We start from the raw sequence: 12,981 nt of genomic DNA on the forward strand, positions 1-12,981 counted from the left end.
ATTGCATTCTGCATGAGCGGTGCAGCGGGCCGCTCGACCCTGCGCAGCTTCCTGGCGATCGATGAACGCGAGACGCTTGTCCAGCTGGCGCAGACGGTTCGTGGCCGCGTACTTCTGTTTGCCGTTGCCGTGTTGGCTGTCTCGACCTACAACGCCTGGTGGGAAGCTGCCTTCGTTGTCGGCGCGGCGATGGCCTTTGCCTACCTGGAGAAGCAGCGCCAGCTGATCCTCTTTGCCGCCACTTACCTGATGGCATTTTCCGCCTTGTGGCTGTCGGAAACGGCTATCGAGGAAAGCATCGCCGTCGTCGCTGCGCAGGAAAGGGCCGCTCAGTTCTCGCCGTTGCTGCTCGCACATCTTGCGCTCATCACGTTCATGATCTTCTCGTGGTTGACGTTGGTGGTCGTCCGCAGCCACAAGGGCTTCATCCTCGCCCGCCGGCCGGTGGTCGCGCTGCTGACCGTCGAGTTCGCTCTCTGCGGGCTGACTTCCCTGGACCTGGTGCACGGCCTGCCGCGTCTGGCGCTGTGGTCTTTCCTGAGCGTCTATACCCCCTATATCTGGTTCCTGGCCTATGCCATCGTCGACCAGCGCGCGCGCGATCGCAGCCCCGACGCTTTTCAACTCGGGACTTTCCATCCCTTCTGGGGCGGGCCGTCTTCGATTCCGTTTGGCAAGGGAGCTGGCTTCCTGCGCAAGACTCTGTCGAAAACTCCGGCAGATCTGGCGATCACGCAGATCAAGGGCGTCAAGTTGCTGCTCTGGTCCAACGTCCTCCTGGCCATGAAGGTGGCGCTGACGTGGATTTGTGAGCAGAAACTGAATATTCCCAGTGTCGAAATGGCTTTGGGCGCCTACCTCGATGGTCAGGCCTTCCCGGTTCTGATTGGCTGGTCGGCGCTGTTCTGGTCTACGGCAAAGTTCTGTTTGCGGACCGCGTATTGGGGACATCTCTTTATCGGTGGCGCACGGCTTGCCGGCTTCCGCTTGCCACGCGCCACATGGCGTCCACTCGAAGCACGGACACTGATCGAGTACTTCAATCGCTTCTCCTACTACTTCAAGGAGTTGCTGGTCGACTTCTTCTTCGTGCCGACCTTCTTCAGGGTGTTTCGCAGGCACCCGCGGCTACGCATGTTCTTCGCGACCTTCATGGCCGCCGGCGTCGGCAATGTCATTTTTCACTTTGTCCGCGAAGTCGACCTGGTCGCGGCGATGGGTGTGTCGGCGGCGATCGAGTCGTTCACCAGCTACGCGTTCTACTGCCTCGTCCTGGCGACAGGCATCGGAATCTCTCAGGTGCGTGCGAACGCGGGCTACCGCCCCTCGTCCACGCTCGCGGGAAGGCTGTGGTCGTTTGTCTCGGTCTGGGGTTTTGTCGTTTGCCTGCACGTCTTCAGCGACGAATCGCGCCGCCACACGCTGCTCGAACGCTCGTCATTCCTGGCCAGTCTTTTTGGCGTCGGTTGATCTCGGCGTCCGGCAAGTGAGCGCGGCCGTAGTCGCCGCGCAATCGAATCAGAGCAGCGACCGGCAGGCGGCGAGGGTGACGGGCTCGGCGCGGGGGGCTGCGCCTTTCTTGGCCGGTTGACGGGCCTCGGCGCTGAACCACCAGTCCAGTTCATCGCCACAGCCGTCGCCGGCCGGGATGACGGCCTGCTGCTGGCATTGTCCGCTATCGGCGGGGCAGTGCAAGCGGACGTGGAAGTGAGCGTCGTGTCCGAACCAGGGGCGGAGCTTGCGCAGCCACGCCCTGTCGTTCTCGCTCGCGCACAGGCCACGCTTGATGGCGGCGTTGACGAAAATGCGGTCGACCCGGGGATCCTCGGCTGCTGCCTTGAGCAGGGCCTGCTGATCGTCGCCCCACAGCGTGCTCAAGCCTTCGCCGTCCGCGGTGACCATGCTGGGCGGGTCGGGCTGGTTTGCGGTATCGCGGTTGGCGGCTGCCGCAGAGGGCGCGAGCTGGAACCAGATGTCCACATCCAGCCCGTTCTGATGGCTGCGGTGCGAGGTGGACATCAATCCGCCCCTGGGTTGGCTCAGATCGCCGATCATCACCAGGCCGGGGCCGCGCCTCGCCTGTTCGCGGCCGAGGTCGGCGACCAGGTGCAACAGCTCTGCGTGTCCGTAGAAGCGGTTGCGGTAGCGGCGAATACTGACATATCCGTCGCCTTCGGCGGGGAGGCTTTGGGCGCCTGCTATGCAGCCGTTGGAGACTGCGCCGATGACCCGGGGGGGGCCGTCGCTGGGGAGCTTTACCTGCGCCCAGGGGCTGGCCAGCGCCGACGCGGTGGCGCCGACAGTGAGCCAGGTGGCGAGCAATAGGGCGGGGGCCTTGGTGGCGAGGAGAAGGTGTCGGTTCATGGCGGAAGGTCCAGGTGGCACAGGGCTGGCTGCGGGAAAGACGTGGCTTCGGTCGGCGGCGTTCCTTGCCGGGTGGTGAAACAATCGAGGCGGCGCCGGCAGCCACCGAACGCCTTCTATCGTCGGCAAGGCAGGCCACGAGCAATTTCGCCGTATGTTGACGGCTCTACCTCTGTGCCACCAGCAGGAAGACCGGGTACTCGCGTTGTGCCGGGCCTTCGCCCTTGGTCATGCTGAAGGCGGTCGTGAAGCGCGCTTTCCGGAATCCTGCCGAGGCGGCCTTTGCCGCCAGCTCACGACGATCAAAACCGTTGTGGCCGTCGAATCCCTGGCCATGAAAAGAGCCGTCCTCGGCGTCGAGGTCGGCAATACAGAGATAGCCCGACGGCGCCAGCAGGGCGTAGAGGCTGCGCAGCAGGGCGTCGGTGTCGGTGATGTGATGACAGGTCATCAAGGTGTAGATCAGGTCGTAGCGTTCCGCCGGCAGGGCGTCGGTAACCAGGTCAAGCTTTGCGGCACGCATGTTGGTGATGCCGTTGGCGGTGATTTTCTCGTTCAAAACCGCGAGCATTCCTGGCGAGCTGTCGGCCAGGGAAATGCGCCCGAGCTTTGGCTGTAGGGCAAAGCTGAGCAAGCCCGTTCCACAGCCGTATTCCAGCGCCTGCATGTGCAGCGACAGCGGCACCCGTTTCTGAATTTCCCGGGCCACCGCGAGCGCCCGCGCCTGCTTGACGGGATCGGCGTCCCAGGTGGCGGCGTTGACGTCGAAGTGATTGGTTGCGCGTGTGCCTGTCATGTGACTTCCAGCCATTTCGTCCAATAGTAACGCAGCTTCGCCGGTGTTGTGGGTGAGCCGTGCGCTGCGTTCGAGTTCGGGGCAGGCCTGGCCCGGGCGTTGCATGCGGGCCAGTGCTTCGCCGCGCACGCCTGGTCCACGTGGCGTGCCAGCGAGGCGGCGGCTTCGGCCTTTGGCTCATTGCTCAGGGCGGGTGCGGCCCGCGCGCCGGAAGCCCCTTCGACGGCGGCAAACAGTGCTCTCAATGGGCTCTTGGCGGTGAGCAGAAACCTCCTTGCGGGAGGTACAAAAAAAGGACCTAAACAAGGGTGATTTTTCTTGTCCCCATTTTTTGGGAGTGACATAATGGCGGCCAATTTGTGTTTCGCCAGTAAAACTATTAGCCTAGGAACTTTATGGCGTTGTCGTGTTCACGCGCGAGTCATGTCTCGTGGTTGTCGGGGCGCGCCCGTGGGGGCCTTTGCCACGTCTACAGCTCGATAGGCTACCAAGTCATGATCGCAACGCCCGTGCAGGTGCTCGTCCGAGCCACAAGGCAGGTGGCGACCCCAAAGCCAGCATTTACCCCAAGGATCAGGGCCGGCAGTTCCCCTGCCTGTTGAACGGGCCTGCTGCCGGTTTCGACCTCGGCGCAGCGCGCGGGAACGTGTACGCGGCGGTCGAGCGTCCGCAGAAGTAAGGAAGGGGCGCGGTGAGCAAGCCGTCCCCCACAGGTAAAGAAGGGCTGGAACGGCTCGCTCGTCGCCTAGTCAGCGCGAAAGGGTGGAGCAAGCGTAAGAGCAGGAAGAGGGCTGACCTAGCAATCAGCTCGCGGGACAAGCGATTCCCTGGAGTCGCCGTCCAGGCGGGTTTCTACGCCGAGGGGAGTCGGCAAAGGCTAGGGAAGTGCCTGGCGTGTATCTGGTAGTCGCTGCAAAGGGTGCCGAGGTTCGCTCGGCGTGGGGGTTATGACTGGTGGGTGCCCGAAGGGGCAGAGATCATGAGGGGGTAGTCGTATGTTTAGTAGTCTGATGCCGCAGCGTCGAGAGTTTTTTGAGCTTCTCGCTGCGCACTCCGAACGAGTGGTGGCGGGAGCCAACGCGACCTTGCGCCTGATCAACGGCCTGGGCGAGGGTGGCGAGGATATTCCGGCCCTGGTCGCCGAGGTTAACCTCAATGAGAAAGAGGCCGACAAGATCAAGGCCACCTTGATCGAGCGGCTGCACAAGTCCTTTACCACGCCGATCAACCGTGACCAGATTCACGCACTGACCACGGATCTCGACAAGACGCTGAATGCTCTGCAGGACGTTGCCAACGCCCTGGGCATGTACAGCATCAAGCAATCGACCGTTGAGGCCCGTGAGATGGCGTCCCTCAGTGCCGACGCCTGCATGCGCCTCAACCGTGCCGTCATGGCGCTGTCCGACAAGACGCGCAGCGCGGAAACGCTCAATCTGTGCAAGGAAATCGAGGAGATCGAGAGCAAGGCCGACCGCGTTCAGCGCAAGGCGATCACCGCCCTCTTCCAGGAGGGGGTCAATGTTTGGCAAGCCATGAAGATGCGGGAGTTCTACTCGCTCCAAGAGGGCGTCCTCGATCGCTGTCAGGACGCAGCCAAAATGATCGAAGAGATCCTGATCGAAAACTCCTGAGAGGTAAGCCAAGATGGAAGGTCTGAATATCAGCATCTGGGTGCTGGGGCTGCTGATCGCGGTCGCTTTGGCTTTTGACTTCATGAATGGATTTCACGATGGCGCGAATTCCATTTCGACGATTGTTGCGACGGGTGCGCTGACACCGAAGCAGGCGGTGCTTTTCGCCGCCTTTTTCAACTTTGCCGCCTTATGGGTCTTTCAGCTCAAGGTGGCGGCGACGATCGGCAAGGGCACGGTAGACCCGCAGTTCGTCGATCACTACGTGATTTTCGGCGCCTTGGTGGGAGCACTTGCCTGGAACATCATCACCTGGTACTACGGGATCCCGTCGTCCTCGTCGCACGCCCTGGTCGGTGGGCTGGTTGGCGCAACGGTCGCCAAGTCGGGCTCGGGTGCGCCCATCGTCTGGGAGGGCTTTGGCAAGATACTGGCGTTCATCATCATTTCTCCGCTGGTGGGGATGATCATCGGTGGCCTGCTGATGGTCTTGGTCTCCTGGATTTTTCGAAACCACTCGCCACATCAGGCCGGGAAATGGTTCAAGAGCGCGCAGTTGTTCGCGGCGGGCGCCTATAGCCTGGCTCACGGCGGCAACGATGCGCAGAAGACCATCGGCATCATCTGGTTGTTGATGATCACCGCGGGTGTGGCGACCAAGGACGTGGCGACGCTGCCGATGTGGGTGATTTACTCGTGCTACTTCGCCATTTCCTGGGGGACCTACCTAGGCGGCTGGCGAATCGTCAAGACGATGGGCACCAAGATCACCAAGCTCAACGCCGTGAGCGGTTCGTGTGCGTCGATGGGTGGTGCGATCACTCTCGCAATGGCGACGTTCGGGGGCGTTCCGGTGTCGACGACGCACACCATTACCGGTGCGATCATCGGTGTAGGTTCCGCCACCGACGTCAAGGCAGTGCACTGGGCGATTACCGCCAATCTCCTGGTTGCGTGGATTTTGACGATTCCCGCTTCAGGCCTGATCGCGGCAATCTTCTGGTATATCGGAACCAAGTCGTTCTAGGCGCTGCTCACTGTAGTGGTGGAGAACGCGCCCCGCTGCGACGGGGCGCCGTTCCCGCCTTGCCTGCTGCATTGCTCCAGAAGGGGCGGCTGCGAGCCCCTGTTGACCGCGGTCCGGCTTCGCCTGCCGACCCCCCGGTCATCTCCCGCTTGCGTCTGCTAGGACTGCCGCAGTCATTGCGTCCTGTTGCCAAAACTTGTCATACAAATGTCTATCAAGGGGAACTGACCATGTTACCGAAGCGTTCCGAATTTTTTGCTCTTCTCGCGGCACATAGCGAGCGTGTTCTGGCAAGCACCAATGCCATGTTGCGTTTGATCACCAGCCTGGGCGTCAGCAAGGACGACGTCGCCGCCCTGGTCGAAGAAGTCAACATGAACGAAGCCAGCGCCGACCAGATCAAGCAGGACATGCTCGCCATGCTGCACAAGGCCTTCGTCACTCCGCTCAATCGCGACCAGGTCTATGCCCTGACCCTCGAACTCGACGGTGTCGTAAACGCAGTCCAGGACGTTGCGCAGTCGGTGGCGATCTACCACGTTTCGGAGGCCACGGCCGCCTCGCGCGAACTGGCTTCGATGGCCGTCGACGCCTGTACCCGTCTCAATCGCGCCATCAACTCGCTGAAGGACAAGGAGCGTAGCGAAGAGACCGTCAACCTGTGCGTGGAAATCGAACGTATCGAGGAAAAAGCCGACGCCGTGATGCAGGGGGCCATCAAGACGCTGTTCGAGAATGAGGGCGACGAGGATGCCGCCTTGCTGGCCATTCGCATGCGGCAGTTCTATTCACGGCAGGAAAAGGTTCTCGCCCGCTGCAAGGAGTCGGCCCAGATCATCGAAGGGATACTGATCGCAAACTCCTGAGGGCGGGTTTGGGTGGCGGGGGCGGCAATTGACCGTTGGCAGGTCGTCGCCGCGATCTATTCAAGGCGAGCTCCCCGCTGCTGCCAAACACGCGACATCATTGTTTCCAGCGCAAGCGCGGCCAGTGCTCGTTTGGAGTTGCCTTCTTGACGAGACTTTAGGAAAGCTTGAAGGCAGCGGCCAATCCGGCGCCTCGTCGCAATGACGACGCGCCTTGCGGCTCAACGATCATCAGCAAGCCAGGGCGTGGCCTTTCTTCACTTCGTTCCCGCCTGCGGACAGCCGGAGTCACTCATCATGGCGGCGGCGATTTCCTCGGGGCTGAGATCGCGCTGGTGGGTGGCGACCGACCAGTGGTGGCCGAAAGGGTCGACCAGGCGTCCGTAGCGGTCTCCCCAGAACATGTCGGCAACCGGCATGGTCACATGTGCGCCGGCAGCGACGGCCTGGGCGACGGTGGCATCGACATCGCTGACGTAGAGGTGGATGCTTACCGGCGAGCCGTTCAGCGACAGCGGGCTGAGCATTCCCTGTTCCCGATACTCGTCGACCAGCATCACGCAGGCGCCGCCAATGCGGAGCATGGCATGCGCCAGCTTGCCGTCGGGACTGGCCAGGCGGGCTTCTTCGCTGGCGTCGAAGGCCTGCTTGTAGAAGTCGATTGCCTCGACCGCGTCGCGGCAGGTCAGGTGGGGGGTGATTGCCGTCATGCCTGGCGGAATGGCTTGGCTCATGGTGGTCTCCTGGCTGTCTCTGTTTGAAATTCAGGCGGGCGTGTCCAGTGCCTTGAAGCGTTCGACGCTACCCGACGACGGGAAATTCCCAAGATAGCACAGCCACCCTCGGTCGCTTTCGGCCGGCCCTTGCCGCGCGGGTTGGTGGGGCGCTGGCTTCACGATCCGCGGTTCTTCATCAGGAGCCGCTCCAGCGCCATCTGGGCCTGGCTGTGCGTGCACGATGGTGGTGCAACGCCGCGCTGAGAAGCCCCAGTTTCGGGCGCCCGAGAGGGGGCTTGCCGACCCCGTTCCCTTGCTTTCAGGCGCTGCGCAAGGCTGCCGGCATGCCGGAACCCTGCTTGGGCAGCAGTGCCGGTCGGACTTGCGCGAGCCAGCTCTCGACACGTTGTCCGGTCAATCCCGGTTGGTTGATCTGGTCAAGTGCCAGCCCGAGAAAATGCCGGCCATCGACGGCGCGCGATGCGGTGAAATCGTAGCCACTGGTCGGCCAGCGCCCGACGATGCGCGCTCCGCCTGTCAGGAGCGTGTCCTGGATAACGGCGATCGCATCGACGAAGGCACCCGGATATTGCTTCTGGTCGCCGACACCGTAGATGGCAGCCACCTTGCCGGACAGGTCGACGCCGGCCAGCTGCGGCAGAAACGCCTGCCAGCTTGGCGGACACGCGGCAAGCGAGCGGCCTGGCAGCTGGCCGCCGCCGTGCGTCGGGCTGCCAAGAATCAGCGCGTCGTAGGAGAGAAAATCGGCCAGGGTTGCACGACCGATATCGATGGGTGGGCTGGCAGCGTCGCCCAGGCTCTTGGCGATGTACCTGGCAACCATCTGCGTGCGCCCGCTCTCGGTGCCAAAAAAAATGCCGATCCTGGTCATCGTCGTCACTCCGCCAAGGCCGGGTTGTGCGGTGGGGTCCTCGCCAGGCCGCCATGGCTGATGAAGTCAGCGGCGTCGAGCAGATCGGTTATCGGATAGTGAATGTTCGCCATGTTGATCCCCTGGTAAATAAGACTTACCAAGCAAGGAGCATGCCGTGTTCCAGCGTGTCCGATTCTGTGGGTTGCCGGTTGTCGAAATCGGCCGTCAGTCGACGCGTCCCGGTCACGGGTTGCCTTGGCCTCCTGGTCGCTATCGGCCAACATCAGGTCGCGCCAGGACTCGCGCGTGTACCACTCGACGTAGTACGCGAGCATGCAAAGGAAGATGTGCGTACGCACCCGATCCGCGAGACGGTGATGAATCGGGCGGAACTTCAGGCTAAAACGGCCCGTTTCGAAAGGTTTTCGCTGACTGTCCAGCGGCAGCGCCGCCCAGCGCTCCGGCCCGGGCTGGTCCAACGAACGGATCGGATCGTGGCTGCGCACGATCCATCCCCATCCGTTAGCCCACAGTTTGACGCGTTGGCAAGACGGCACCATGGTGGTTCCACTCTGGCTGGAGCCTGCCATGCCTACGACCCTGGCCCGGAAGAACGTTCCCGACGAGGCGTACGATCGTAACCGGTAAGCCTGCGGCGTGGCATGGCCACGTCCGGTTGCGTGGCTGCATTCTACCTTGGCTGGTTATGCGCGATTCTTGTGATGCTGGCCGACGCCAAACCCCCGAACCTACTGAGCTTTGGCCGGCCCGATCAGGGGCGTGCGCACCGGCTTGGCGACTCCGACGAAGACCACTATGGTGTGGGCGGGGAACTGGGTGGACTGCGCTTCGGGCGGGACTTTGCTGAATCCTGCTTTCGTGTCGTTCCAGCCGTTGCCAACCCAGGCATTGCCGGCGGGATCGAGAGCGATTGGCGCAACAATCTGCAGACCGCCGATGTAGCCCTCGGATGGGGTAATCGGATCGCCGGTCTTCAGCCCTGGTGGGCAGGTCTCGGTGCGCACGCCGCACAGCTGGGTCACCGAATGGCTGGTGGAGCTCGCCACCCAGACGTGGTCATTGCCGTCGATGGCAATCCCCCATGGGCCGGTGATGGCGCCGCCGGCGTTGAAGGGGCCGTGCACCGTGCCGTCCGGGCGGATCATCGACACATCGCCGCCGGGGTTTTCGCTGAGGATGTTCCATAGATTGACCCACATGTTGGCTGCCATTGCGTCAGCCGACATCGACCCTTCCAACGCCTCAGCCTTGCTTTCGAGCTTCTGCTTGATCAGAGCTATTTTCTCCATCGTGCCCGGATGCCCAAGGAGGTTGCCGACCCAGGCGTTGCCGCGGCTGTCGATTGCAACAGCATGCGGGCTGAAGCCGACCTCGATCTCCTCGGCCCTTCCGGGGTCGCTGGCCGGAAAGCGGGTCACGGTGTTGGAGCCGCTGTTGGTGATCCAGATCCGGTCCTGCTGGTCGATGGCGATACCGAAGGGCCCCTTGACGCGAAGCGTGCCATCGACCGGCTTGCCGTCCACGGTTCGGCCGAGAATGCGGCCCTTCGAGACGTCGCCCCCTGGCAGATGTACGACCTGGCTATTCTCGTTGTCGACGGTCCAGACATCGCCATTCGGGGCGACGAGGACGCCCTGCATCTGCCCGAGTCTGCCGTCGAAATCGTAGCCGGTCTCGGGCGACAGCGGCTTGCCGGTCTTGCGGTCCAACACGGAAATCGTGCGGCCGATCAGGTTGGTGACCCAGACCTTGTCATCGGCTGAAAAGGCGATGCCCCAGCCGGGGCTGTCGATCCCGCCGCCGCGATAGCCGGTGATCATTGGCGACAGCGGCGTGCCGTCGGGCGCGAACTTTCCGTTGCCGCCGCCAAACTGCTGGTAAATCGTCGTCTGCGAGCCGACCAGCCAGTTGTTGTTGGACCAGAAATTGCCCTCGCTGTCGATGGCCGCGCCGCCCACCCCGTAGAAGCCACCCCCGGAATAGACCAGCGACAGGGTCCAGGCACTGGGCGCGAAGTAGAGATACGGGATGAATGCAACTTCGCGGTAGCGCTTTCCGGCGGGGACTGGATAGAACTCGTTCAGCAGTCCGAAGATCTTGTCTGCGTTGTGCCACGGGTGGCGGGCAATGTTCTGCGCTGCGGATAGCGTGTCGGTCGGCGCAACCGCGCCCGGCGGGGTGGCCGCTTCGAAGAGCTTGTTACAGGCACCGGCTTTCGCCACGATGCAGGCCGACAAGATATTTGCCAGCGTATTGAACTTGGCCAATGTGCTGGTTTGCGGCCCGTTCAGGGGATTCACGATTACTGCTCCCCAGCCGCCGGTATCGAGATCAACCAGGTTCGGCACGTTACCGGCAGCGATGCGCAGCCCAAGCGCGTTGCCGCTTAGCGAGCTACCGTTCAGAAATTGTGCTCCGGTCCATGCGGACGCTACCGTAGTGAGTTCGTTGATCGTTACGTGCGGCAGGGGTTTGGTCCCCAATGTGGCCATCATCGTGATCGCGGGGTTGATTTTGGTGCTGGCTGCCGCCTTCGCAATGCCGCCCTCGGAAGTAAGGTAGAGCACACTGGCGATATCATTCTTGCCCGTGGTCGATAACTGGAAGCTGCCGTCGTCGGCCGTCCTGGTCTGCGCAAGCTTTCGGGGACCACCTGCTGTGGTCACCCAAAGGGTGACGTCGGCCTTGGCGATAGGGCTACCACCCCCTTTGACCTGGCCTTCAATGCGATCTGCGGCGGAGGCCGATGCGGGCCATGAAAGTGACGAGGAAAACAGGACGGCAAAAATCAGAGATTGACCCTTGACAAGATTCATAGCAATTTCGATCCCTGTGGTTATTTATTACGAATAGCGCTTATCTGCCGCCGCGATTGCGGTGGTTGGACGAAGCCGCTACGCGGAGGAAGCCGCGCTGCTGTCGTCGTGCTGAAGGCTTCCGGATCGCGGAAGAAAGCGGTCACGCCGATCAGTAGGTCACGAAACAAGGCGTCCACTTCGCACGGGGTCCGCTGCAGAAATTTGACGTAGTCGTCCAGCGCCTCGATCTTCGGCGCCGGGTTGGCGACCAGCGCCGGGAGTCTGCCAACGGCGTGTGCCGAATAGGCGATGAGTTGCGCGGGAATCTCGGCGGGCGGCAGCGCCCAATCGACCAGGCCGACGCCGACATCGGGGACCGCCGTCTCCGCGACGCTCGCGGTTGCGTCAGGGCTGCTGTGCCGGGAATTCCCCGTTGCAGGGGGGGCCTTCGTGGTCATTTTTCTGACTGCCATGCGCCTCCCCGACCGTTGCTTGCGAAGTCTGAAAAGAATAACAGGCTTCCCGATGGAGAAGTCTACATGGCCAGCAAGGCTGTCCGGTGCCTTGTCGTTGCCCGACAGGCTCTACTCTTGTGACGAGCCCTTACCAGTTGCTCTCCCGCTCCGGCGTCGAGGTGATGTTGTGGATCGAGAGGTCGGCGCCGTTGTATTCCTGCTCCGGATCGAGGCGCAGGCCGGCGCTGGCTTTCAGCACGCCATAGACGATGTAGCTGCCGACGAGGGCGATGACGATGGCCAGCACGGTCATGATCAGCTGCGGCATGAAGGCAATTCCGCCGACGCCACCGAGCGCCCTGCTGCCGAAAATGCCGGCGGCGATACCGCCCCAGGCACCGCACAGGCCGTGCAGTGGCCAGACGCCGAGGACATCGTCGATCTTCCAGCGGTTCTGGGTGAGCGTGAACATCATCACGAACAGTCCGCCGGCGACGCCGCCGACGACCAGTGCGCCCATCGGGTGCATGATGTCCGACCCCGCACAGACCGCGACCAGACCGGCGAGCGGGCCGTTATGCACGAAGCCGGGGTCGTTCTTGCCCGCCACCAGTGCCGCCAGTGTTCCCCCGACCATGGCCATCAGCGAGTTCATCGCCACCAGCCCGGAGATGTTTTCGATCGTCTGCGCGCTCATCACGTTGAAGCCGAACCAGCCGACGGTCAGGATCCATGCACCGAGGGCGAGGAAAGGGATCGACGACGGCGGGTGCGCCGAAATTCCGCCCTGCTTGGTGTAGCGCCCGTGGCGCGCGCCGAGCAGCAGTACGGCCGGCAGGGCGATCCAGCCGCCCATGGCGTGTACCACCACCGATCCGGCGAAGTCGTGGAACTCGGCGCCATAGCTTGCCTTCAGCCACGCCTGCACGCCGAAGGCCTGATTCCAGGCGATGCCCTCGTAGAAGGGGTAGATGAAGGCGACGATCATGAACGTCGCTGCCAGTTGCGGATTGAACTTGGCGCGCTCGGCGATGCCGCCCGAAACAATGGCCGGGATGGCCGCCGCAAAGGTCAGCAGGAAGAAGAACTTGGTCAACTCATAGCCGTTCTTCTGAATCAGGGTTTCTGCGCCGTGGAAGAAGCCGATGCCGTAGGCAACGCTGTAGCCGATGAAGAAATAGGCGATCGTCGATACCGAGAAATCGGTAAGGATTTTCACCAGCGCATTGACCTGGCTCTTCTTGCGCACCGTGCCCAGTTCGAGAAAGGCAAAACCGGAGTGCATTGCCAGGACCATGATGCCGCCGAGCAGAATGAAGAGAACGTCGCTACCAGACTTGAGGGCTTCCATGGTTTCTCCTGAAAATCGTGTCGAAGCCATCAAGCAAGATGCGTGCCGATGCCAAACGGTGCGTGTAATCAAGGAAGCA

General features: G+C 62.4%; 12 protein-coding genes. 4 read left to right on the plus strand and 8 right to left on the minus strand.

Going from position 1 to position 12,981, the window contains the following annotated elements; translation table 11 throughout:
- The first annotated feature begins 12 nt into the window (after positions 1–12).
- Complete coding sequence (locus QZ613_RS14710; RefSeq protein WP_291983033.1) at positions 13–1,470, plus strand: hypothetical protein; 1,458 nt, start codon at positions 13–15, stop codon at positions 1,468–1,470.
- 48 nt (positions 1,471–1,518) lie between these two features.
- On the opposite strand, the gene mepA is transcribed toward QZ613_RS14710, so the two are convergent.
- Positions 1,519–2,364: a penicillin-insensitive murein endopeptidase gene (gene mepA, locus QZ613_RS14715; RefSeq protein WP_291983035.1), complete on the minus strand. Its 846-nt coding sequence runs from the start codon at positions 2,362–2,364 to the stop codon at positions 1,519–1,521.
- A 166-nt stretch (positions 2,365–2,530) separates the two neighbouring features.
- Positions 2,531–3,160, minus strand: a complete 630-nt coding sequence (locus QZ613_RS14720; protein ID WP_291867953.1) for a class I SAM-dependent methyltransferase — start codon at positions 3,158–3,160, stop codon at positions 2,531–2,533.
- A 995-nt stretch (positions 3,161–4,155) separates the two neighbouring features.
- Between QZ613_RS14720 and QZ613_RS14725 the strand changes: the two genes are divergently transcribed.
- From QZ613_RS14725 to QZ613_RS14735, 3 genes are all read left to right on the plus strand, one after another.
- A complete protein-coding gene (locus tag QZ613_RS14725; RefSeq protein WP_291903661.1) occupies positions 4,156–4,794 on the plus strand; it encodes a DUF47 family protein in 639 nt (212 codons plus the stop codon).
- Positions 4,795–4,807: 13 nt separating this feature from the next.
- On the plus strand, positions 4,808–5,821 hold the full coding sequence (locus QZ613_RS14730; RefSeq protein WP_043569227.1) for an inorganic phosphate transporter: 1,014 nt from the start codon (positions 4,808–4,810) through the stop codon (positions 5,819–5,821).
- A 230-nt stretch (positions 5,822–6,051) separates the two neighbouring features.
- A complete protein-coding gene (locus QZ613_RS14735) occupies positions 6,052–6,687 on the plus strand; it encodes a DUF47 family protein (protein WP_043569226.1) in 636 nt (211 codons plus the stop codon).
- A 257-nt stretch (positions 6,688–6,944) separates the two neighbouring features.
- Here QZ613_RS14735 and QZ613_RS14740 read toward each other — a convergent pair whose 3' ends face one another.
- The 6 genes from QZ613_RS14740 to QZ613_RS14765 all read right to left on the minus strand — a co-directional run bounded on the left by QZ613_RS14740 (position 6,945) and on the right by QZ613_RS14765 (position 12,902).
- A complete protein-coding gene (locus QZ613_RS14740; protein ID WP_291903658.1) occupies positions 6,945–7,421 on the minus strand; it encodes a VOC family protein in 477 nt (158 codons plus the stop codon).
- 301 nt (positions 7,422–7,722) lie between these two features.
- The gene (locus QZ613_RS14745) at positions 7,723–8,295 is read right to left on the minus strand and encodes a flavodoxin (protein ID WP_043569240.1); all 573 of its coding nucleotides are present in this window, start codon (positions 8,293–8,295) and stop codon (positions 7,723–7,725) included.
- A 5-nt stretch (positions 8,296–8,300) separates the two neighbouring features.
- The gene (locus QZ613_RS14750) at positions 8,301–8,783 is read right to left on the minus strand and encodes a hypothetical protein (RefSeq protein ID WP_291983237.1); all 483 of its coding nucleotides are present in this window, start codon (positions 8,781–8,783) and stop codon (positions 8,301–8,303) included.
- 243 nt (positions 8,784–9,026) lie between these two features.
- Positions 9,027–11,114, minus strand: a complete 2,088-nt coding sequence (locus QZ613_RS14755) for a hypothetical protein (protein WP_291983037.1) — start codon at positions 11,112–11,114, stop codon at positions 9,027–9,029.
- Positions 11,115–11,134: 20 nt separating this feature from the next.
- The gene (locus tag QZ613_RS21220; RefSeq protein WP_366144472.1) at positions 11,135–11,569 is read right to left on the minus strand and encodes a hypothetical protein; all 435 of its coding nucleotides are present in this window, start codon (positions 11,567–11,569) and stop codon (positions 11,135–11,137) included.
- Positions 11,570–11,699: 130 nt separating this feature from the next.
- Positions 11,700–12,902, minus strand: a complete 1,203-nt coding sequence (locus QZ613_RS14765) for an ammonium transporter (RefSeq protein WP_291983039.1) — start codon at positions 12,900–12,902, stop codon at positions 11,700–11,702.
- Positions 12,903–12,981 lie beyond the last annotated feature (79 nt).

Source organism: Candidatus Accumulibacter sp. ACC005, assembly GCF_907163215.1.
Taxonomy (GTDB): domain Bacteria; phylum Pseudomonadota; class Gammaproteobacteria; order Burkholderiales; family Rhodocyclaceae; genus Accumulibacter; species Accumulibacter regalis.

What these genes read in the sequence shown, in the direction of transcription:
- QZ613_RS14710 (WP_291983033.1), top strand. Translation starts at nt 13, where the DNA reads ATGAGCGGTGCAGCGGGCCGCTCGACCCTGCGCAGCTTCCTGGCGATC.
- mepA (WP_291983035.1), bottom strand. Translation starts at nt 2,364, where the DNA reads ATGAACCGACACCTTCTCCTCGCCACCAAGGCCCCCGCCCTATTGCTC.
- QZ613_RS14720 (WP_291867953.1), bottom strand. Translation starts at nt 3,160, where the DNA reads ATGACAGGCACACGCGCAACCAATCACTTCGACGTCAACGCCGCCACC.
- QZ613_RS14725 (WP_291903661.1), top strand. Translation starts at nt 4,156, where the DNA reads ATGTTTAGTAGTCTGATGCCGCAGCGTCGAGAGTTTTTTGAGCTTCTC.
- QZ613_RS14730 (WP_043569227.1), top strand. Translation starts at nt 4,808, where the DNA reads ATGGAAGGTCTGAATATCAGCATCTGGGTGCTGGGGCTGCTGATCGCG.
- QZ613_RS14735 (WP_043569226.1), top strand. Translation starts at nt 6,052, where the DNA reads ATGTTACCGAAGCGTTCCGAATTTTTTGCTCTTCTCGCGGCACATAGC.
- QZ613_RS14740 (WP_291903658.1), bottom strand. Translation starts at nt 7,421, where the DNA reads ATGAGCCAAGCCATTCCGCCAGGCATGACGGCAATCACCCCCCACCTG.
- QZ613_RS14745 (WP_043569240.1), bottom strand. Translation starts at nt 8,295, where the DNA reads ATGACCAGGATCGGCATTTTTTTTGGCACCGAGAGCGGGCGCACGCAG.
- QZ613_RS14755 (WP_291983037.1), bottom strand. Translation starts at nt 11,114, where the DNA reads ATGAATCTTGTCAAGGGTCAATCTCTGATTTTTGCCGTCCTGTTTTCC.
- QZ613_RS21220 (WP_366144472.1), bottom strand. Translation starts at nt 11,569, where the DNA reads ATGGCAGTCAGAAAAATGACCACGAAGGCCCCCCCTGCAACGGGGAAT.
- QZ613_RS14765 (WP_291983039.1), bottom strand. Translation starts at nt 12,902, where the DNA reads ATGGAAGCCCTCAAGTCTGGTAGCGACGTTCTCTTCATTCTGCTCGGC.